Consider the following 20,171-nt stretch of genomic DNA (forward strand, 5'->3'; position numbering starts at 1 on the left):
ACAGCGAACCTGGCCGTTCGGCTATTCCCCCACGACCTCACCTCCGGTAGACCTTTACGGGTGTGCTGATCAGCGCACAACAACCGCATCGAGGAGGCAACCCTCTCCCCGACGCGCGCGAAAGGAGAAACATGTCCAGACGGACTGCTCAGGTACGACGACGTGCCTTGGCGACGACCACTGCGCTCGCGCTGGCGACGACCGGGCTCGTGACGCTCGGCTCCGGCTCGGCCGCAGCGGCCCCGCCACAGGGAGACGCCGCACCGGCACCGGCCGTGATCGGCGCCGGCGAGTACTACATGAACTATGTGGCCCCGCGGGCGGAGGGCGCGTTCGAGTCCTCCGACGATGCGGAGGTCACCAGCGGCACCGGCAGAGCCCCGATCGGCGGCGCGGCCCTGGAGCTCGCGACCAAGACCGACGAGAAGTTCGCCCAGGGCAACCCGATGGCCGCCCGCCAGCTGGCCAAGACCGAGGCCCAGTCCCTCAAGACGGGCAAGAGCCCCAAGGCCCTGAAGAACTCGAAGACCACCCAGCAGGCGAAGCTGCTCACGATCCTCGTCGAGTTCGACGGCACCGACGACTTCTCCGACGTCCAGGTGCCCACCGCGTTCGGCGCCACGACCTGCAAGCCCGGCAGCGTGCAGGGACCGACCCTGCACAACAACATCCCCAACCCCGCGGATGCCGCACAGCCGGACAACAACAGCATGTGGGTGGAGGATTTCTCCTCCGAGCACTACAACAAGATGCTGTTCTCCGAGGAGGGCATCACGGAGCGCGTGCGCACCGACCTCACCGGTCCTGACGGGCAGCCCGGCTTCGACATCTCCGGCTACACGATGACGAACATGTACGAGGAGATGTCGCGCGGCGCGTACAGCCTCTCCGGCGAGGCCACGGCGTGGGTGAAGGTGCCGCACTCCGAGGGCTACTACGGCGCGACGGTCTGCCACCTGAACGACGAGGGCGTGTACGAGGCCGGCGCCGTGCAGGATCAGCAGGGCCACCCGGACAACCCGCTCGGCCCCGGCCAGCTGCCGATCGACGCGGTCGCCGCGGTCGCGGCATCCGACCCCGACTTCCCCTGGGCCGACTACGACATCGAGGACCAGGGCGACCGTGACGGCGACGGCAACGTCTCGGAGCCCGACGGCGTCATCGACCATGTGGTGCTCGTGCACGCCGGCGAGGACAAGTCCGGCGGCGGCGGCAAGGAGGGCACCTACGCGATCTGGGCGCACTCGTCGGCGGTCGCCGGCGGCGCCACCATCCCCGGCACCGACTTCCAGATCTCGAACTACATCGTGCAGCCCGAGGACTCCGGCGTCGGCGTGTTCGCGCACGAGTACGGGCACGACCTCGGCCTGCCCGACCTGTACGACACCTCGAACAACGGCAACTCCGACGTCGACTTCTGGGACCTCATGAGCTCCGGCTCGCACTCGGGCCCCATCTTCCAGTCGATGCCGACCCACATGGGCCTCTGGGACAAGTGGGTGCTCGGCTGGGCGGACCCGCAGGTCGTGAACCCGGGCGATGACACCACCACCATCAAGGTGGGCCAGACCTCGCGCCCGAAGAAGGGCACGAAGGACGGCATCAAGGTCAACCTCCCCGACAAGGTGATCACCCTCGCCGAGCCGCACAGCGGCGAGGAGATGTGGTACTCCGCTGCGGACCAGACCTGGGCGGACGTGCGCCTCACCCGGACCATCGAGTCGGTGCCCGCCGACGCGAAGTTCTGGATGTGGAACGACTACGTGCTCGAGGAGGACTGGGACTACGGCTTCGTCGAGGTCTCGACCGACGGCGGCAGCACCTGGACCGAGCAGAAGATCTACGACGAGGCGGGAACGCTGGTCTCGACGGATGACGGCTACTCCGACCCGAACGGCCGGATGAGCGACTACGGCGGCAAGAAGTACGGCCTCACCGGCTCCACCGGCGGCTGGCGCCACGACTATGTCGACCTGACGGCCTATGCGGGTCAGGACATCCAGATCCGCCTGCGGACGGCGACGGATGCCGGGTTCGAGGAGCGCGGCTGGTTCGCCGACGACTTCGCGCTCACCGGTGCGGGCTCCGAGGTCTGGGCCGACGACGTCGAGTCCGGCGACAACGGCTGGACCGCGACCGTCGAGACCTGGACCGACACGACCGGCGCCGGCTGGCACCGCGACAGCGGCACGCAGATCAAGGCGCAGTACTACCTCGTCGAATGGCGCAACTACGACGGGTTCGACGAGGGCCTGAAGTACGGGTACACGACGACGTACTCCGCCGAGGGCTGGAAGGTCGAGAAGGTGCCGTACAACGCTCCGGGCGCACTGGTCTGGTACCGCGACACGGCCTACGGCAACGTGAACCACGTCACAGCGAACCTCACCAGCCTGCCGAGCTACGGCGCGAAGGGCGGTCTGCTCCTGGTGGACAGCCACTTCGACCCGCTGCGCCGCACCGGCGCCGAGGCCGCACTCGACCCGACCACGCTGAAGAATCTCTCCAGCCGCGCACAGTCGTCGAACGCCGCCTTCGGCCTCGTGCCGACGACGGGGTTCAAGTCCTGCCTCGTCGACGCGTCGTTCGCCAACGAGGCCTGCACCGAGTTCGCTCCGCAGGCCCCGGTGAGCACCTTCACCGACGACCAGGGCTGGGTCGCCGGCATCGAGGTGCGCGACGGTTCGCTGTTCAACCGCCTGCGCGACGCCTCGGTGGTCGTTCCCTCTGTGGACGGCGCGCCGTACACCACCCGCGTGGTGAACCCCGACGGCTCCCCGGCGACCGACTACTACGGTCTCGACCTCGGGTTCACGGTGCTCGGCACCGGCAACCCGGCGGACGCCGGCGTGGGCTACGGCACCGTGATCACGGTGAAGAAGGCGCTGCAGGGCAACACCGCCGCGCTGATCGAGGTCACGCCGCCCAAGGCGGGCTGAGACCCGGCACGGTAGCCAAGGAGGCGCCGGTCCCGACTCTCGTCGGGGCCGGCGCCTCTCGCTGCCGAGGGCCTGTCAGTAGGCGAACACCGACAGCGGCAGCCGGGTGCGCGAGTCCTGCCAGGGGCCGGAGCCCTCGAACCGCACCGTGAGCAGGTGCAGGCCTCGGCGCAGCTTCGGCACCTCGATCGAGATCGTGCCGTCGGCGGACGCCGTGAGCTCAGCGGTCGCGACGACCTCGCCGCCGTCTCGGACGGTGACGGTGCCGAGCGGCGCACCCTCGACGCCTTCGACGGATGCCGTCACCTTGACGTTCACCGTCGCTGCCTTGCCCGCCTTGACGAACAGGTCCGAGGAGGTGAGGAGCACCGAGGTGCCGATCGGCTGGTCGTCCACCAGCACCGCCACCGAGCGGGCGGGGACGGTGACCGTGCCGGTCGCGGCGTCCCACGTCGTCGTCTTCACGACCGCGTCCGCCCCGTCGGCCTGGGCCGGGGTCAGCGCGAAGTCGCGTCCGGCCAGCCCGCTCACCGTCTGCGTCACGGCCTCGGGCGAGGCGTTGAACACCACGAGCGCTCCGTCGAGCGACGGGTCCGCGTCGGCGCCGACGAGGTCGTCGATCTGCATGAGGATGACGCCGGGCGCGGCATCCGCCCCGCCGTTCGGGAAGGTGACCTTCTGCTGGATGAGCTCGGCGGAGCCGAGGCGCAGCAGGTCGACCTCCTCACGCACCCGCAGCAGGTCGAGGGCGGATGCCTCGGCGGCGGCCATGTCGGCCGGGGCGGGCTTCAGCGCGGGGTCGGCGAGCAGTGGCGCCATGATGCCCCACTTCCCCTCGTTGTCCGCGGCGGTCGGCAGGCCGGAGCCGAAGGTCGACTCCTGACCGGTCCAGTCGATCCGGTTGAACCAGTCTCCCGAGTTGTAGCTGTTGCGGTCGAGGGACTTCGAGCGCAGCAGCTCCGTGCCGGCGTGCCAGAACGAGGGCGACTGCGAGAGCGTCACCGTCGCGAGCGACAGCGTGTTCATGCGCACCCGGTCAGCCATCGGGGTGCCGGTCGGGAGCTTGAACACCGAGAGGTCGTACAGCGTCTCGTTGTCGTGCGCGTCGACGTAGTTGATGACCTCTCCCGGCTCGTCGGCGTAGCCGGCGCGGGAGCCGCGGTAGTCGATGTCCTCGCCCGCCGTGACCTCGCCGTCGCTGGTCGTGAACGCGAAGTCGCGGAGGTTGCCCGCGAGCCCCAGCTTGACGAGGTCGGTCTCGTGGCCGAGATCGGCGAGCGCCTGCTCGGTCGAGCCGTTGATCGGGTCGCCGTTCGGGTCGGTGCCGAGGCCGGTGCCGAAGCCCTGTCGGAACGTGGACGAGCCGTCGACGGGGCTGCCGCCGTGCACGGCATCCCGCAGCCGGTCGTTGAACGTGCCGATCCCGGTGCCGCCGAGCTGACCCTGCGTGGCCTGCTCGAACAGGGCGTTGTCCGCCACTTCGCCGAAGTTCCAGCCCTCGCCGTACAGGTAGATCGCCCGGCCGTCGACACCGTCCTCCTCGAGGGTGAGGGCGTCGAGCGCATCGCGGATCGCCTGCATGTTCGTCGTGGAGTGGTGGCCCATGAGGTCGAAGCGGAAGCCGTCGACGCGGTAGTCCCGCGCCCAGGTCACGACCGAGTCGACCATGAGCTTCTGCGCGGCGAGGTGCTCGGTGGCGACGTTCTGGCAGCAGGTGGAGGTCTCCACGCCGCCCGCCGCGTTCAGGCGGTGGTAGTAGCCGGGCACGACCTTGTCGAGCACCGACTTCTCCCCCTGCCCGGAGGCCGCCGTGTGGTTGAACACCTGGTCGAGCACGACCTGCAGGTCCATGTCGTGCAGCGCCCCGACCATCGACCGGAACTCGCTGACCCGTGTGCCGCCGTCGGGGTTGACCGCGTACGAGCCCTCGGGCGTGGAGAAGTGATACGGGTCGTAACCCCAGTTGAAGCCGTCCTCGTCGGCGACCGCCTGCACGCAGGCCTGCTGCGCCGCGTCGGCGGGGCCGTAGGAGGCGAGGTCACAGGCCGGAACGGCCTGGGCGGCGCGGTCCTCCTCGATCGTGGCGATGTCGAACGAGGGCAGCAGGTGCACCGTGTCGATGCCGGCATCCGCGAGCTGACGCAGCTGGTCGGTGCCCGCGCTGTCCTCGGTGAAAGCAAGGTACGTGCCGCGCTTCTCCGCCGGAACGGTCTCGTCGGTGATCGAGAAGTCGCGGATGTGCAGCTCGTAGATCGCCCGGTCGACCGGGTTCTCCACGACCGGCGACGGGGTCGTCTTCCACTGCTTCGGCTTCCACGCCTTGTCGTCGAGGTCGATCGCGACGGCGCGCTCCGAGTTCTCGGTGAGTGCGAGCGCGTAGGGGTCGGTGACCCTGTTGGTCTCGACCTTGCCGGTGGCCGGGGCGTACACCACGACCTCCCACAGGTACTCGTCGCCCTTGAGGTCCTTCTTGCCCTTCACGGACCAGACCCCGGATGCCGCATCCCACGTGGCCTCGTGACGGACGGGATCCCCGTCGGCGGAGGGGTCCCAGGTGAGCAGCGTCGCGCTCTGCGCGGTCGGCGCCCACAGCCGGAACGTCGGGGCCTTGCCCGTGAACGTGACGCCGAGCTCGACATCCTCGAGGGAGGCCGCGTACAGGTCGTCGAGGACGCCGGGGATCTGCATCCCGGTGAAGGCGGTGAGCTCCCCTGCCTCGTCGCGCTGCGCGACGGCGAGCTGGGTGCGCACGAGTGCCGCGGCATCCGCATCCGCCGCGCTCAGCGCGAGGTAGCCCTCGAGCGCGGGGAACCGTGCCAGCTGCTCCTCGGTGAGGCCGCCGTCGACCACCTCGAGGGCGATCGGGTCGCCGCCGGTGACCTCGCCCTCGGCGACCGCCAGGCCGGCGTCGGATGCCGAGTACAGCTGGTACGCCGCCCGGTCGGTGTCGCCGAGGTTCGCCGGCCAGGCGATCGTCTGCGCGTCGATCCAGTGCGCGCGCAGCTCGCCGGTGCCGGGCAGCGGCGGGTCGTCGCTGGTGACCTCGAGCACGTGCGTGGCGAGGGTGTACCGGAAGGTCGTGACCTTGCCCTCGGTGGCGCTGAACGAGATGTTCGCGCCGTCGCGGACGCCGTCGGCGCCGTAGTTCTCGGCCCAGCTCAGGCCGTGTGCGACCTTCACCTCGTAGGCCCCGGTGGGCAGCTCGTCGGTGGAGAACTCGTACACGCCGTCCCTGTTCCCGTCGGCCATCAGCGTGGCCAGGCAGTCGGGCGCCCAGTCGCCGGCGCAGCCGAGCTCGCTCTGCTCCGAGCCCGGGAGGGTGACGATGGGACCCTCGGCCGTGGACTGCACGATGTTCGTGCGCGGATCGAAGTAGAACGTGATCGACCCTCCGGCGTGCGTGATCTGGATGTTCGCGCCGTCGGGCACGCCGTTCGCGCCGTAGTTGATCGCCCAGCTGCCGTTCACGGCCGCCTTGTACTCGTACGTGCCGGCGGGCAGGTCGAAGGTGCCGGCCCACACGCCGTCGGCGCGGAGGGCGAGCTTCGCCTTCTCGCAGGCAGGATCCCAGTCGCCGGCGCAGCCCATCTCGGAGTTGAGGCTGCCGGGCACGGTCACCATGTCGATCGGCGACTCCGGCTCCTCACCGGCCTCGAGGGTCACGGCGTTGCCGACCGAGGCGTAGGTCGAGGCGGCGGCGTGGTGGCCGGCCGCATCCGTCGTCACGGCGCGGTACTCGACGAGGGTGCCCCTGTCGAGCCCGCGGATGTCGTGGAAGACGCGCGGATCGGTGTCCTCGGCGGTGCCGAGCGCGTGCCACTCCTCGGAGCCGACGACCCGCCAGGCGAAGCTCGTCTGCGCCCACTGGTCGGCGATGCCGGCCTGCACGGCGGACTGGCCGGAGAGGCCGGCTCCTGCAGCCGGAGCGGTCACGGTGACCGCGGCGGCCTCGGCCGGCGCGGTGACCGTGCGGTCGGCCTTCCAGACCACGGCCGACAGGGCGGGCACGGTGATGCTCGTGGCGGCGCCGGCATCCGTCGTCAGCGCAGCGGCGTCGCCGTGGAGCACGCTGTAGCCGGCATCCGCCGTGAGGGTCGTGAGGTCGACCGTCTGCGGGCTCGTCGCGTTGTTCACCGCGACGAGGTACTCGACCTTCTCGGTCGCGTCGACGCGGGAGAACGCGTAGACGCCGGCTCCGGCTGCCGCGTACCGCTCGATCTGCGCGCCCTCACCGAGCGCGGGGTGAGCCGCGCGCAGGTCGGACAGCGCCGCGATGTGCGTGTAGAGGGGAGCATCCGTCGCGTAGCGGTCGGTCGAGCCGGCCTGCTCGCCGGTGATCAGGTTCTGGTTCGCGTACTCGGCCACCTGCGTCGCGAACAGCGTCTGCCTGGCGTCCTTGTCGCCGCCGGGGCCGGCGAAGCCCTGCTCGTCGCCGTAGTAGACGACGGGCTGGCCGCGGGTGAGGAACATCAGCTCGTGGGCGAGCTCGTCGCGCTGCAGCCCGGCATCCGTGTTCTGCAGGAAGGAGCCGACGCGGCCCATGTCGTGGTTGCCGAGGAACGTCGGCAGCGCGGTCGCGCTCGAATCCGGCGTCGTGTAGCGGTCGTCGCCTGCGAACAGCGACTGCAGCCCCTTGGCCGAGTTGCCCGACGCGTAGCTGACGGCGGACGACTGGAAGGTGAAGTCGAGGACCGAGTTCATGTCGGTGTCGCGCACGTACGGGGCGAGCTTGACCGGGTCGGCGTCGTAGACCTCGCCGAACATGAAGAAGTCGTCCTTGCCCTTGGCGTGCGCGTAGTCGAGCACCTGGGTGGTCCACTGCTCCCAGAACTCGAAGTTCACGTGCTTGACGGTGTCGATGCGGAAGCCGTCGATGCCGAGGTCGATCCACTGGTCGTACACCTCGACGAAGCCGTTGACGACGGTCGGATGCTCGGTCATCAGGTCGTCGAGGCCGACGAAGTCACCGTAGGTGACCGACTCGCCGGACCAGGTCGAGTCGCCGCGGTTGTGATACAGGGTGGGGTCGTTCAGCCAGGCCGGGGTCTTCGCGGTCTCGTCGGCGACCACCGGCGTGTACGGGAAGCTCGTGGCCGCGTCCAGCGCGGGGAACTCGCCCGTGCCCGCGTAGTCGGCGGGGTCGAATGCGGCGCCGTTCGCGTCGGTGTACGGGCTCGTGGCCTGGTCGATGTAGCCGTACTGGCCCTCGGCGTAGTCGATGACGTCGGCGGTGTGATTCGTGATGATGTCGAAGTACACCTTGATGCCGCGGGCGTGCGCGTCGGCGATCAGCGCCTGCAGCTCCTCGTTGGTGCCCAGGTGCGGGTCGATGCGGGTGAAGTCGGTGACCCAGTAGCCGTGGTAGCCGGCGCTGACGTTCGCGCCCTCACCCTGCACCGGCTTGTTCGCGAAGCTCGGAGTGAGCCAGATCGCGGTGGTGCCGAGACCCTCGATGTAGTCGAGGTTCTCGCGGATGCCGGCGATGTCGCCGCCCTGGTAGAAGCCCTTGTCCGTGGGGTCGAAGCCGGTCGCGAGGCGGTCGCCGGTGAGGCCGCCGGCGTCGTTCGACGCGTCGCCGTTCGCGAAGCGGTCGGTCATGACGAAGTAGAACTGCTCGCCGGCGCCGTCCTGCCGGACCGGGGCCGCGATGAGCGCGTCATCATCGGCCGTGTAGCCGCCGCGGAGCTCCGTGACCTCCACGCCGACGCGCTTGAGGGTGTCGTCGAACGTGAACCGGAGGGTCGACGGCCCGGCGATCGCGAGCGGGATGTTGTCGCTGCCGCCGTCGAGGCCGTACGCCTCGTCCCACGTGTCGTTGAGCGCGACCTTGTACTCGTAGCTGCCGGCCGGGATCTCGAACTCGGCGCTGTAGACGCCGTCGGCGCCGGTGGGGGCGAGCTCGGTGGTGGCGCAGTCGGGGGCCCAGTCGGCGGCGCAGCCGAGCTCGGACTGGAGCGACCCGACGAGGGCGACGGTGCGGTCGGCGGCGGAGGCCGGGGCGACGGCCGACGCGGTGAGGGCGGTCGCGACGAGGGCGGTCGTCGCGAGGATCGATGCTGTCTTCTTCGACACGGGGGCTCCCTGGGGGATGGGAGGGCACGGCGACGTGCCCGGATGCTGTGGTGCGAAGCTAGCAGGCTTGGCGCATAGACTGCAAGCGCTTCCAGTAACTGCATCCCGAGATCTCGCGTGTGCGACGGCGCATGCCGCTCTCCTTTCGCAAGCGTTTCCAGGAAGGGAGCGGCGGCTGCCGCGAACGTTCTCCCCGCGTTCACCTTGCGGACACGTCCGCCGATTACAACTGCAGATGCGCGGACGAAGACTCTGACCGGATCGGGTAGTCACAGCTTCTGCGCTCACGGTGAGCATCTGCTCCCGTCGCGGTTCCACGCCGCGAAGACCCCCGCCGAATCGGGTCGGCGGGGGTCTCCTCTGTTCCGGGGTGGGTGCGCCTGCCTCGGCCAAGTGCGCTTCCCTCGGCCATCTGAGCCGCATCCGGCCGAGGGAGACGTACCCGGCCGAGCGAAGCGCACGCAGGCCGGGGCGGGTTACAGCCGCTCGACGATCGTGGCGTTCGCCATGCCGCCGCCCTCGCACATGGTCTGCAGGCCGTAGCGGCCGCCGACCTGTTCGAGGTGGTCGACGAGGGTGCCGAGCAGGCGGGTGCCTGAGGAGCCGAGCGCGTGGCCGAGGGCGATCGCTCCGCCGCGCGGGTTCAGCTTCGCGGCATCCGCGCCGATCTCCGCCGCCCACGCGAGCGGCACCGAGGCGAAGGCCTCGTTGACCTCGTACACGTCGAGGTCCTCGATGCCGAGTCCGCTGCGCTCGAGGATGCGGCGCGTCGCGGGGATCGGACCGGTGAGCATCAGGAGCGGGTCGTCGCCGACGACGGCGAAGGTGTGGAACCGTGCGCGCGGCGTGAGGCCGAGCTCCTCGGCGCGCTCCGCGCTCATCAGCAGCGCGGCCGAGGCGCCGTCGGTCAGCGGAGAGGAGTTGCCCGGCGTGATCCTCCAGTCGATCTCCGGGAACCGCGCGGCGAGCGCGTCGGTGCGGAACGCAGGCGGCAGTCCGGCCAGCCCCTCAGCCGTCGTGCCCGCCCTGACGGTCTCATCGGCGACGGCATCCGGCGCCTCGAGCACGCGCACGACGGTCCGGTCGAAGAAGCCGTCCGCCCAGGCGGATGCCGCGCGGCGGTGCGACTCGGCGGCGTATGCGTCGAGCGCATCGCGGCTGAGGCCCCAGCGCTGGGCGATGAGCTCGGCGGAGACGCCCTGGTTCACAAGCCCCTGCGGATAGCGCTCCCGCAGCCGCGGCGACATCGGCGACCCGCCGGCGGCGGACGAGCCCAGCGGCACGCGGCTCATCGACTCGACGCCGCCGACGATCACGGCGTCGTAGGCGCCCGCCATGATCCCCTGCGCCGCGAAGTGCACCGCCTGCTGGCTCGACCCGCACTGCCGGTCGATGGTCGTCCCCGGCACCGACTCGTCGAAGCCGGCGGCGAGGAGCGCCTGCCGGGCGATGTTGGTCGACTGGTCGCCGACCTGGCTCACGCATCCCAGCAGCACATCGTCGATCTGCGCGGACTCCAGGCCGCTGCGCTCGAGGATCGCCGACAGCACCCCCGCCGCGAGATCGACGGGATGCACTCCGGACAGCGCTCCCCCGGACTTCCCGCGCCCGACCGGGGTGCGGACGACATCGATCAGGACGGCTTCGCTGCGCGTGCTCATGCGTCCATTTTCACGCCGTCCTTCGCGCGGGGCTCCGATTCCGGTCGGAACGGGCTCCTCGCGCCTGCGCGGCGCCCGCACGAAATAGAATCGAAGCCGCGCCGCACCCCGGCGCACCCCGTCCCATCGGTGCGCCCGCGATCCGGTCGCCCCTTCTCCGAGGACCCGCCATGTCCAGCGAACCCATCACCGTGTCCATCCGCCGCGAGGTCGACCCCCAGCACATCGCCGAGGCGACGGCCTGGGTGCAGACCGGGGTGAACCTCGCGCACCGGCATCCCGGATTCCTCGGCTCCGGCTGGGTGCGCGACGGAGAGGACTCGCACGTCTGGCACATGCTCTACCGGTTCGCCGACGAGGAGACGCTCGAGGCCTGGGAGCGCTCCGGCGAGCGGGAGTGGTGGCTGTCGATGGGCGAGGGGTTCGTGCGCAGCGAGCGGACGAAGCGGCGCACGGGCATCGAGGGCTGGTTCGACGAGCCGACGACAGACACCATCACCCTGCCCCGCGGCGATGGCACGACCACGACGATGTCGGTGGTCCGCACGCCGCCCCGGTGGAAGCAGGCCGTGTCGATCTGGCTGGGGTTCTTCCCTGTGAACCTCGCGTTCACGTACGCGATGAGCCCGGTGCCGGGATGGGATGCGCTGCCGATCTGGCTTCGCGTGCTCGCCACCACGGTCGTCCTCACGCCGATCATGACGTACTGGGTGCTGCCCCGGGTCACCCGGTCGCTGAAGGACTGGCTGGCGCGCTGACCCTCACCAGGCGCTGACGGCGTCGCGCAGCATCCGCTCGACGGCCGCGACCTCCTCGGTGAGCGGGCCGGGCCTCCGGACGACGTGCAGCGTGTTGATCGGCGGATCGTCCGTCGGCCTCAGCACCGTGAGCCTGCCGTCGTCGAGCTCGCCGGCGATGAGATAGCTCGGCAGCACGGTGATTCCGGCTCCGGCGACGGCGGCGGCGGCGAGCGCGCGCAGGTCCGGCGCGATGAGCGCCGGCTCTCGATCGAGACGGATGCCGAACACGTGCCGCCAGTACCGCCGCAGGATCGGGAGGTCCTGCGCGTAGGCGAGCAGCGGCAGGTGCTCGATGTCCGCGGGCGGCAGGCCGCGCGACGGCGCGACGCCGAGCGAGGGCGCTGCCACGAGGACGAACTCCTCGTCGCAGAGAGCGGATGCGGGCAGCGCACGTCCGCGCGGGCGCACCGCCGAGACGACGACGTCGAGGCTCCCCGCGCGCAGCTGGGCGAGGAGATCGTCGGCGAGTCCGGTGGTCACGGTGAGGCGCAGGCCGTCGGCCACTGCGGGAGCGATGGAGGGCACCCCGACCCTGGCGAGGAACTCGGCGGCGCCGCCGAGGCGCACCGCAGGCTGCGGCCCTGCGGATGCCGTGCCGACGGCCGCGGCGAGCGCGTCCAGCGGATCGGCCACCCGCTCGGCGAGCTCATCGGCGCGGGAGGTGGGACGGATGCCGCGCGGGAGGCGGACGAACAGCGGCTCGCCGATGCTGCGCTCCAGCGCCTGGAGCTGGGTCGTGACCGAGGACTGGGCGAGGCCGAGCATCCGCGCCGCAGCCGACACGGAGCCCGCCCGGTACGCGGCGAGGAAGGTCCGCCACAGCGCCACGTCCTGCAATCCATCGGAATTCCGATCGCTCACATCGCCAATGTATCGGAATCACTCTTCTCGACGACGGGTTCTCCTCGGTGTATCTCGACAGCATTGGAGCACCACATGTCCACCGTCCTCTTCGTCGTCACCGGCGCCCGCACCTGGACCCTCAGCGACGGCACCGCCCACCCCACCGGCTACTGGGCCGAGGAGCTGCTCGCGCCCTACCGGCTGCTGACCGACGCCGGTCACGACGTCGCCTTCGCCACCCCCGGCGGCGTCGCTCCCGTGGTCGACGCCGGCAGCCTCGCGGAGGGCGATGCCGACGCGATCGCCGCGATCCCCGGCCTCGCAGCGCCGCTCACGCTCGCCGACATCGATCCCGCCGCCTACGACGCGGTGTACTACCCCGGCGGGCACGGTCCGATGCAGGACCTCGCGACGGATGCCGATTCCGCGGCCCTCATCACCGCCACCGTCGAGGCCGGCCGGCCGCTGGCCGCCGTCTGCCACGGTCTCGCGGCTCTCCTGCCCGCACGCACCGCCGCGGGCCGGCCGATCGTCGCCGGCCGGCGCATCACCGGCTTCTCCGACGAGGAGGAGCGCATCGGCGGCCTGGCCGACCGCGCCCCCTTCCTCCTCGAGTCCTCGCTGCGCGAGCTCGGCGCCGACATCGTGGTGGCCGAGCCGTGGAGCGACCACACGGTGGTCGACGGCCTGCTCATCACCGGTCAGAACCCGCAGTCCTCGGCGTCCGCCGCGGCCGCGCTGCTCGCCATCCTGGCCTGACGCGGCGCGGTCGTCTCCTCCGCGGTCGTTGAGCGACGCCTCGACTCGCTTCGCTCGCTCAGTGCGGGTATCCACGAGTCGAAACGCCCCTTCAGTGAACACGACCCGAGGTCATGTATCTGAAGGGGCGTTTCGTCTCGTCGCTGCGCTCCTCGCTCAACGACCGGCGAGCGATGCGCGCCGCAGGATCGCGTCTACCGGCAGGTCGCCGCCGGGTACCCGGCGGTCACCGACGATCCCCCGGCCGTCGCGGTGATCACTCCGGCGTCGACCGACGCCTTCTTCGTCGCCGCGACCGCCTGCCCCTCGGCACCGGGCGCGACGTCATCGATCACGCGGCGGCCCAGCGGCGTCTCGACGACGACATCCGTCACGGCATCGCCGTCGTTGCGCACGGTCGACACGAGCTGCACCTTGCCGGAGACGCAGCGCGTCGTCACCGCGGGCGCGACATCGGACGACGTGGTGCCCACCGCGAGCACGGGGATCTTCAGGTACGAGCCCGGAGTCGTGAACGTGAGCCGCACGGCCGAGGCGAGCACGGCGTCGAATGCGATGGACGTGGGCTTGCCGTTGGCGCTCGGCGCCGCGTTCTGTGCGGTCGTCGCGTGCCAGGATCCCTGCGCGTCGCGGTACTCGACGCTCACGCCCGTGATCGACCCCTCGATGTTCGTGAACCCGAGGCGGTCGACGATCCGCGCCTCGGCGGGCTCGATCGTGAACGTCGCGGAGTCCTTCATCGTGCCGCCGGTCCACGTGGACCACGAGGTGGTCCCCTTGGTGTCGCAGGCGCTCTGCGGGGGCATCGTCTCCCACTCGGTCTGGTGGAAGCTCGCCGAGACCGTGGTGCCGGCCGCCGAGCAGATGTCCTCGACGCCGTCGGCGCCCCAGATCTGCACCTCCGAGATGGACTGCCACGTGTTCGTCGCCGTCTTCAGCTGCAGGCGGATGCCGTTGGTCTGCGGCAGGTCCGAGACGTCGAGCGTCGCCACCGGAGCGGATGCCGCGGCATCCTGCGCCAGGTCGACGCTGACGTCCGCCGCGACCCAGCTGCCCGAAGCGTCGAGGTACTCGGCGGCGATGCTCGACGGCCAGGTGGCCCCCGCGCCGTCCTTGTAGGTGTGCACGGTGACCTCGTCGACATCCTGCGTCAGCGGCCACGTGAACGACAGCCAGCTCGACTTCGGGTAGACCCCGCCGCCGAGCCAGTCGTCCCAGCCCTTGCCCTTGACGTTGCCGTCGGCCACGGTCGGGGCCAGGCTCGCACGGCTGGACGCCGACACGGCCGACTCGAGGGCCAGGTTCACGATCCCGGGGGTGGCCACCTCGATCGTGCGGGCGAACGTGCGCCCTGCGGTGAACTGCGCGTCCGCGGAGAGTGTGCCCGTGATCGTCTGAGTGCCGCGCTCGGCGAACGAGGTGGCGCTCCAGGTCACGGCCGTGTCGACCGTCGCGTCGCCCACCTTCACGGGGACCGTGGCCGGCAGAGCATCCGCGAAGTCCTCTCCGGGCTCCACCGACTCCGGCAGGCCGTCGTCGACGACGCTCCAGATCTCGGTGCCGAGCCCGTGCGAGTCGAAGTACGAGGCGTCCCAGCCGCCGCCCCAGCGCGCCGGGTCCTCGGTGGCGGGGTTGCGCATCTCGGCGCGGCCGTTCTCGCCGATCGTGATCGGCAGCCACACGTATGTGGAGTTCGCGGCTCCCGAGTTCCAGCGGTCGCCCATGTAGACGAAGCGGCCGCCGCCGAGGTCGAGGACGTTCGTGCCCTGCGAGCCGAAGGTCGTCCGGCGGGTGTCGCCGATCGAGAGCAGGCCGTCACCGCCCTCCGGGATCGCGTTGTAGGCGACGTTCTCGTGGGAGTCGCCGGTCTCGACTCCGCGGATCCAGGTGCCCAGGATGCTGTCGGCGGTGTGATACGTCTGCGGGTTCGGCGCCCATCCGGTCGCGCCGGAGGCGAGGGCGTAGTACTTCCCGCCGTGCTGGAAGAGCGCGGGAGCCTCGAGCATCCCGCACTCCTTCACGATCTGGAAGTCCTCGCCGCGCACGGGCGCCTCGGCGGTGCCGTCGGCGAAGACGTACGGGTAGCGGCCGTCCTCCGAGTACTGCCCCGCGTTCACCATGTCGGAGCCGGTGGTGTGGGTGACGTTCGTGTAGGAGGGGTCGAGCTCGGCGATGTACAGCGAGCGGTTCTCCTCGGAGGAGTACACGATGTAGGCGGTGCCGTCGTCGTCCTGGAAGACCGTCATGTCCCTGGCCTGACCCGGGACCGCGGCCGAGATGCAGGCCTTGTAGTCCGTGCGGTTCGGCATCCGGTACACCCCGGTCATCCGGAACGGCCCGGTCGGGCTGTCGGACACCGCGACGCCCGCCATCGAGCGCGCGTACATGCTGCCGCCTGGCGTGGTCTGCCCGTCGGAGTGCCACCAGAGCACCCACTTGCCGGTGCCCTCGTTGAACAGCACTTTGGGGCGCTCGAAGATCGTCGTGTACTCGGCGGCATCGCTGGTGTTGAGGTGGTAGTTGAGGGTGGAGATGCGGTCGGCGCGCGGCTGGCCGGCATCGTCGACCGTGTCGTAGAGAGCGTCGAAGTACTCGGTCTCGAGCTCGGCGGCGCTGGAGACCGAGCGCAGCACGACGCCCTCGTCGGTCCAGTTGAGGGTGTCGTAGGACTTGTAGGCGTGCACGCCGGGGCTGCCGTAGTAGCCGTTGCTGCGATCCTCGCCGTACCAGTAGTACACGGTGCGGCCGTCTTCGGTGCCGGTCACGACGTCGCCGCCCTCGACGCCGAGCTCCTGGGCGCTGACCACGGCGCCGCCGTGCGCCTGGATGTGCGCCCCTCCGTCGTCGAACCAGTAGGGCTGGAAGTAGCTCGGCGAGCTCGAACCCGGATCCTGGATGGCGGGGTACGCCGTGTAGGTGACGGGCTCGCCCGTCGGCACGGCCGCCTGCGCGGTCGCCACGGTCGACATCGTCAGCACCGCAGCGGCACAGGCCACCATCGCGACGCCCTTGCTTCTCTTCATTCGCACTCCCTTGTGGACCGAGGCCTCTTCGCCTCGCGCATGTTGACGTCAACAGGTTAACGTCAACACACATTCAAGCAGGACGGATGCCCGATGGGCAAGCCCTTTCCCGCGGTGCGGACGCCGCTGCCTGGCCGCCCCGCGTTCGTTCGTCCTGGTTCGTTCCGGTCGCAGTCGAGCACAGTCGTGCGCCGTCGGACTGTGCTGAAGTGCGACCGGAACTGCTCCGCGGCGGGGCGAGGGCAGGCGTCAGGGCCGGTGGCGGAGCAGGGCGGCGCCGTGTGGGGCGAGTGCGATTCGCAGCGCGGCACTGCCGGGAGCCACTCCCCTGGCCGCGTCGCTCTGCACGGTCACCGGCTCGAGCGGCACGGCGCGGCCGGTCCACAGCTCGGTGACTGCTCCGGATGCCGGGAAGCCGATGTTCCCTGCGTCGAGCGCGATCTCGGCGGGCTTCTCGCCGAGGTTGAACGCCGCGGCATACCGCTCGCCGTCCGGTCCGTCAGCCGCCCAGAGCACCAGCGTCCCCTCGCGGAACACCTCGCGGTTGCGGGTCGAGCCCCGGAGCACGGCGAGCACCTCGTCGTTCTGGAAGAGCGCGATCGTGGCGGGGTCGCTCGACGGCAGGTCGCCGCCGATCATCAGCGGCGAGCGCGCGATGATCCACAGCGTCAGCAGCGAGACCCGCTCGGCGGGGGTCAGCCGGTCGTCGCGGGGCTCCCCGCGCTCGGCGCGGATGCCGATGCGCCCGAGCGGCAGCATGTCGCCGTCCGGCCAGCCCCTCTCCCCCGCGAACGGCGCCCAGCGGGCGAAGCGCGCGAAGTTGGCGGCGACGTCGTCCCAGGAGTCCCAGAGGTCGTCGCAGATGCGCCACATGCCGGCGTGCGCACGCAGGTGGTCGAGCCGCTCGAGCGAGAGGTCGCGACCGGGCGACAGGCTCAGGGTGATGTCCCGGCCGCAGCGGGCGATCGCGGACGCGTACGCCTCGATGTCAGCCTCCTGGTACGGCCAGAGCATGTCGTCGGCCTTGATGAAGTCGACGCCCCACTCCGCATACAGCGCGAGCGTGGAGTCGTAGTACGCCTGCGCCGCCGGATGCTCGTGATCGAGCCCCAGCATGTCGGGGTTCCACTCGCACACGTTCGTCGCGTCCGCGACCTCGGCGGCACCGGCATCCGTCCCCAGGACGGGCAGGTTCTGCGCGACGGCCCGCCGCGGGATGCCGCGCATCGTATGGATGCCGAAGCGCAGGCCCAGCTCGTGGATGCGAGCGGCGAGCGGCCCGAAGCCGACGCCGCCGGCGGAGCTCGGGAACCGCTCGGGGTCGGGGATGAGCCGGCCGTGCGCATCGAGGTGCAGCGGAGCATCCGCGTTGTAGCCGTGCGAGCGCGCCGTCGGGTCGGCCCAGTCGATGTCGACGACGATCGTGTCCCAGCCGAACCGCAGCAGGTGCTCCGCCATGAACTCGGCGTTCGCGAGCACCTCCGCCTCGGTCACCGTGGTGCCGTAGCAGTCCCAGCTGTTCCACCCCATCGGTGGCGCGGGCGCGGTGGTCACAGCGCCCGGATCCGCCAGGATGCCGCGTGCGTCGCGCCGGGCTCGAGCACCACGAGGTCGGTGCCGGAGTTGAACGCGTCGGGCGGGCAGGTCATCGGCTCGACCGCGAGGCCGATGCGGTGGATGCCGTCGATCCCGGGGTTGTCGGCGGTGTGCACCTGCACCCACGGGCAGCGCTCGTCCCAGGTCATCGCGACGCCGTGCTCCCCCTCGGTGAGCCGCACCTCGGCGGCGCCGTCCGTGCGGGAGAGTGCGGTGAAGGCGTGGTCGATGAACACGTCGCCGATCGGCCGGGCCGAGCGGAAGTCCCACTCCGGATGCCGGTCCACGCTCTCCAGGGCGACGGGGCTCAGCCGGTCGGGGGTGACGGTGAGGACCTCGGAGGCGGGGAGCAGGAGGTTCCACGCATCCACGCGGCCGGAAGGCCCGGCCACGAGGTATGGATGCGGACCGGTGCCCCAGGGCGCGGCATCCGCCCCGATGTTCCGCGCGGTGACCGTCTGCGTGAGCCCGTCGTCGTCGAGACGGTACTCGGTCTCCACCTCGACGCGGAACGGGTACCCTGCCTGGGGCTCGATGACGGCGGCCAGCACCACGCGGTCGGCCTCGATCACGCGGTCGGAGAACTCCGCCCACGACAGCAGGCCGTGCAGGGCCTGACCCCGCTCCGGCTCGGTGAGCGGAAGCCGGTGCTCGGCGCCGCCGAAGGAGTAGCGGCCGTCGACGATGCGGTTCGGCCATGGCGCGAGGGTCGTGCCGCGGTAGCCAGGGCGCACCTCGTCGGCGCCGAACGGCACGACGAGGTCGCGCCCCTCGAACGTGAGCGAGCGCAGCGACGCGCCGACACTCGCGATCGCGGCCTCGTAAGAGCCGTGCGCGATGCGCAGCTGCCGTCCGGAGCGCGGCAGCACCACCGCTCCCGTCTCTGGAACTGTCGCCTGCGCGGCGGTCGAGGCGACAGTTCGCGCGACGGGAGCACCCTCGGCGGTCGTCATCACAGCCCCTGAGCGAGCCGGTAGTACGCCTGGTTCCAGCGGACCTGCTTCTGGAACTCGGGCAGCGTGGTCGCCTCGTCGATGACGAGGAGCTCGACCTCCGCCATCTCGGCGAAGTCGCGGAACGCCTCGATGCCGACCGCGGTGGACATCACCGTGTGATGCGCGGCTCCGGCGGTGAGCCAGGCGGCAGCCGAGGTGTTGAAGTCGGGGGCGGGCTTCCACACGGCGCGGCCGACGGGGAGCTTGGGCAGCGAGGCCCGCGGCTCGACGTTCTCGACGACGTTCGCCGTGAGGCGGAAGCGGTCGCGCATGTCGCTCAGCGCGACGACGACGGCGGGGCCGGAGTCGGCCGTGAAGACCAGTCGCACCGGGTCGTCCTTGCCGCCGATGCCGAGCGGGTGGATCTCCAGCGTCGGCTTGGCGGTGGTGAGCGAGGGAGACACCTCGAGCATGTGCGCGCCGAGGATGAGCTCGTCGCCCGGGGTCATGTCGTAGGTGTAGTCCTCCATGAGGCTGGCGCCGCCCGGCAGACCCGCGCCCATGACGTTCGCGACGCGCACGAGGATCGCGGTCTTCCAGTCGCCCTCGGCCCCGAAGCCGTAGCCCTCAGCCATGAGGCGCTGCACGGCGAGGCCGGGGAGCTGCGTGAGCTCGCCGAGGTCCTCGAAGGATGTGGTGAAGGCCCCGAAGCCGCCCTCCTCCAGGAACAGCCGCAGGCCGATCTCGATGGCGGCGCCGTCCCGCAGCGACTGGTGGCGCTCCCCGCCACGGCGCAGCTCCGGGGCGACCTCGTAGAGCTCCTCGTACTCGGCGACGAGGGCGTCGATGTCGGTCTCGGATGCCGCGGCGACGGCATCCGCCAGTTCGTTCACGCCCCAGGTGTTCACCTGCACGCCGAACCGCAGCTCGGCCTCGGTCTTGTCGCCCTCGGTGACGGCGACGAAGCGCATGTTGTCGCCGAAGCGGGCGAGCTTCATCGAGCGGGCGGCGGCGAGGCCGGCGGCGGCGCGCTGCCAGGTGGCGAGCTCCTGACGCACCCGCGGGTCGCTCGCGTGGCCGACGATCGTCTTGCGCGGCACGCCGAGGCGGGTCTGGATGTAGCCGAACTCGCGGTCGCCGTGCGCCGCCTGGTTGAGGTTCATGAAGTCGAAGTCGATGTCGGCCCACGGCAGCTCGACGTTCGCCTGCGTGTGCAGGTGCGCGAGCGGCTTCTGCAGCGCGTCGAGGCCGGCGATCCACATCTTCGCCGGGCTGAACGTGTGCATCCAGGCGACGAGGCCGATCACGTTCTCGTCGGCGTTGGCCTCCAGCGCGATGCGCTTGATGGCGGCGGAGTCGGTGAGCACCGGCTTCCACACGATCCTGACGGGTGTCTCGTCCGCGTCGTCGAGCAGGCGCGCGATCTCCTGCGACTGCGCGGCGACCTGCACGAGCGTCTCCGGGCCGTACAGATGCTGGCTCCCGGTGAGGAACCAGACCTCGTAGCCGTCGAGGGTGGTGGTGAGCTTCGGCATGGCGGGTC

Annotated in this window: 10 protein-coding genes; 3 read left to right on the forward strand and 7 right to left on the reverse strand. The window is 70.8% G+C overall.

What is annotated here, in order from left to right:
* Positions 1-167 precede the first annotated feature (167 nt).
* On the forward strand, positions 168-2,939 hold the full coding sequence (locus G6G98_RS09120; RefSeq protein ID WP_243842068.1) for an immune inhibitor A domain-containing protein: 2,772 nt from the start codon (positions 168-170) through the stop codon (positions 2,937-2,939).
* Between the two features lie 75 nt (positions 2,940-3,014).
* On the opposite strand, the gene pulA is transcribed toward G6G98_RS09120, so the two are convergent.
* Together pulA and G6G98_RS09130 are read right to left on the reverse strand one after the other, a co-directional pair.
* Positions 3,015-9,011 carry a pullulanase-type alpha-1,6-glucosidase gene (gene pulA, locus G6G98_RS09125; protein WP_243842069.1) on the reverse strand — a complete coding sequence of 1,999 codons (5,997 nt, stop codon included), beginning with the start codon at positions 9,009-9,011 and terminating at the stop codon, positions 3,015-3,017.
* 476 nt (positions 9,012-9,487) lie between these two features.
* Entirely contained in the window at positions 9,488-10,672 is a 1,185-nt protein-coding gene (locus tag G6G98_RS09130; protein WP_164234801.1) for a thiolase family protein, read from the reverse strand.
* Positions 10,673-10,842: 170 nt separating this feature from the next.
* Between G6G98_RS09130 and G6G98_RS09135 the strand changes: the two genes are divergently transcribed.
* Positions 10,843-11,430, forward strand: coding sequence for an antibiotic biosynthesis monooxygenase (locus G6G98_RS09135; protein ID WP_164234802.1), 588 nt, complete (start codon positions 10,843-10,845; stop codon positions 11,428-11,430).
* A 3-nt stretch (positions 11,431-11,433) separates the two neighbouring features.
* Here the strand turns inward: G6G98_RS09135 and G6G98_RS09140 are convergent, their stop codons facing one another.
* Entirely contained in the window at positions 11,434-12,333 is a 900-nt protein-coding gene (locus G6G98_RS09140; protein ID WP_208321460.1) for a LysR family transcriptional regulator, read from the reverse strand.
* Positions 12,334-12,408: 75 nt separating this feature from the next.
* Here G6G98_RS09140 and G6G98_RS09145 point away from each other — a divergent pair, with 75 nt between their 5' ends.
* Positions 12,409-13,074: a type 1 glutamine amidotransferase domain-containing protein gene (locus tag G6G98_RS09145; RefSeq protein WP_164234803.1), complete on the forward strand. Its 666-nt coding sequence runs from the start codon at positions 12,409-12,411 to the stop codon at positions 13,072-13,074.
* A gap of 194 nt (positions 13,075-13,268) precedes the next feature.
* Here G6G98_RS09145 and G6G98_RS09150 read toward each other — a convergent pair whose 3' ends face one another.
* From G6G98_RS09150 to araA, 4 genes are all read right to left on the reverse strand, one after another.
* Positions 13,269-16,097, reverse strand: a complete 2,829-nt coding sequence (locus tag G6G98_RS09150) for a glycoside hydrolase family 43 protein (RefSeq protein WP_243842070.1) — start codon at positions 16,095-16,097, stop codon at positions 13,269-13,271.
* Positions 16,098-16,346: 249 nt separating this feature from the next.
* Positions 16,347-17,627, reverse strand: a complete 1,281-nt coding sequence (locus tag G6G98_RS09155) for a glycoside hydrolase family 27 protein (RefSeq protein ID WP_164234834.1) — start codon at positions 17,625-17,627, stop codon at positions 16,347-16,349.
* Between the two features lie 20 nt (positions 17,628-17,647).
* On the reverse strand, positions 17,648-18,646 hold the full coding sequence (locus G6G98_RS09160; protein ID WP_164234804.1) for an aldose 1-epimerase family protein: 999 nt from the start codon (positions 18,644-18,646) through the stop codon (positions 17,648-17,650).
* A complete protein-coding gene (araA, locus tag G6G98_RS09165) occupies positions 18,646-20,163 on the reverse strand; it encodes an L-arabinose isomerase (RefSeq protein ID WP_164234805.1) in 1,518 nt (505 codons plus the stop codon). Before araA ends, G6G98_RS09160 begins: the two co-directional genes overlap by 1 nt.
* Positions 20,164-20,171 lie beyond the last annotated feature (8 nt).

This window comes from Microbacterium hydrocarbonoxydans (genome assembly GCF_011752045.1).
Taxonomy (GTDB): Bacteria; Actinomycetota; Actinomycetes; order Actinomycetales; family Microbacteriaceae; genus Microbacterium.

Coding starts and splice junctions, on each gene's coding strand:
- G6G98_RS09130 (WP_164234801.1), bottom strand. CDS start 10,672: ATGAGCACGCGCAGCGAAGCCGTCCTGATCGATGTCGTCCGCACCCCG.
- G6G98_RS09135 (WP_164234802.1), top strand. CDS start 10,843: ATGTCCAGCGAACCCATCACCGTGTCCATCCGCCGCGAGGTCGACCCC.
- G6G98_RS09145 (WP_164234803.1), top strand. CDS start 12,409: ATGTCCACCGTCCTCTTCGTCGTCACCGGCGCCCGCACCTGGACCCTC.
- G6G98_RS09150 (WP_243842070.1), bottom strand. CDS start 16,097: ATGAAGAGAAGCAAGGGCGTCGCGATGGTGGCCTGTGCCGCTGCGGTG.
- G6G98_RS09155 (WP_164234834.1), bottom strand. CDS start 17,627: ATGGGGTGGAACAGCTGGGACTGCTACGGCACCACGGTGACCGAGGCG.
- G6G98_RS09160 (WP_164234804.1), bottom strand. CDS start 18,646: ATGACGACCGCCGAGGGTGCTCCCGTCGCGCGAACTGTCGCCTCGACC.
- araA (WP_164234805.1), bottom strand. CDS start 20,163: ATGCCGAAGCTCACCACCACCCTCGACGGCTACGAGGTCTGGTTCCTC.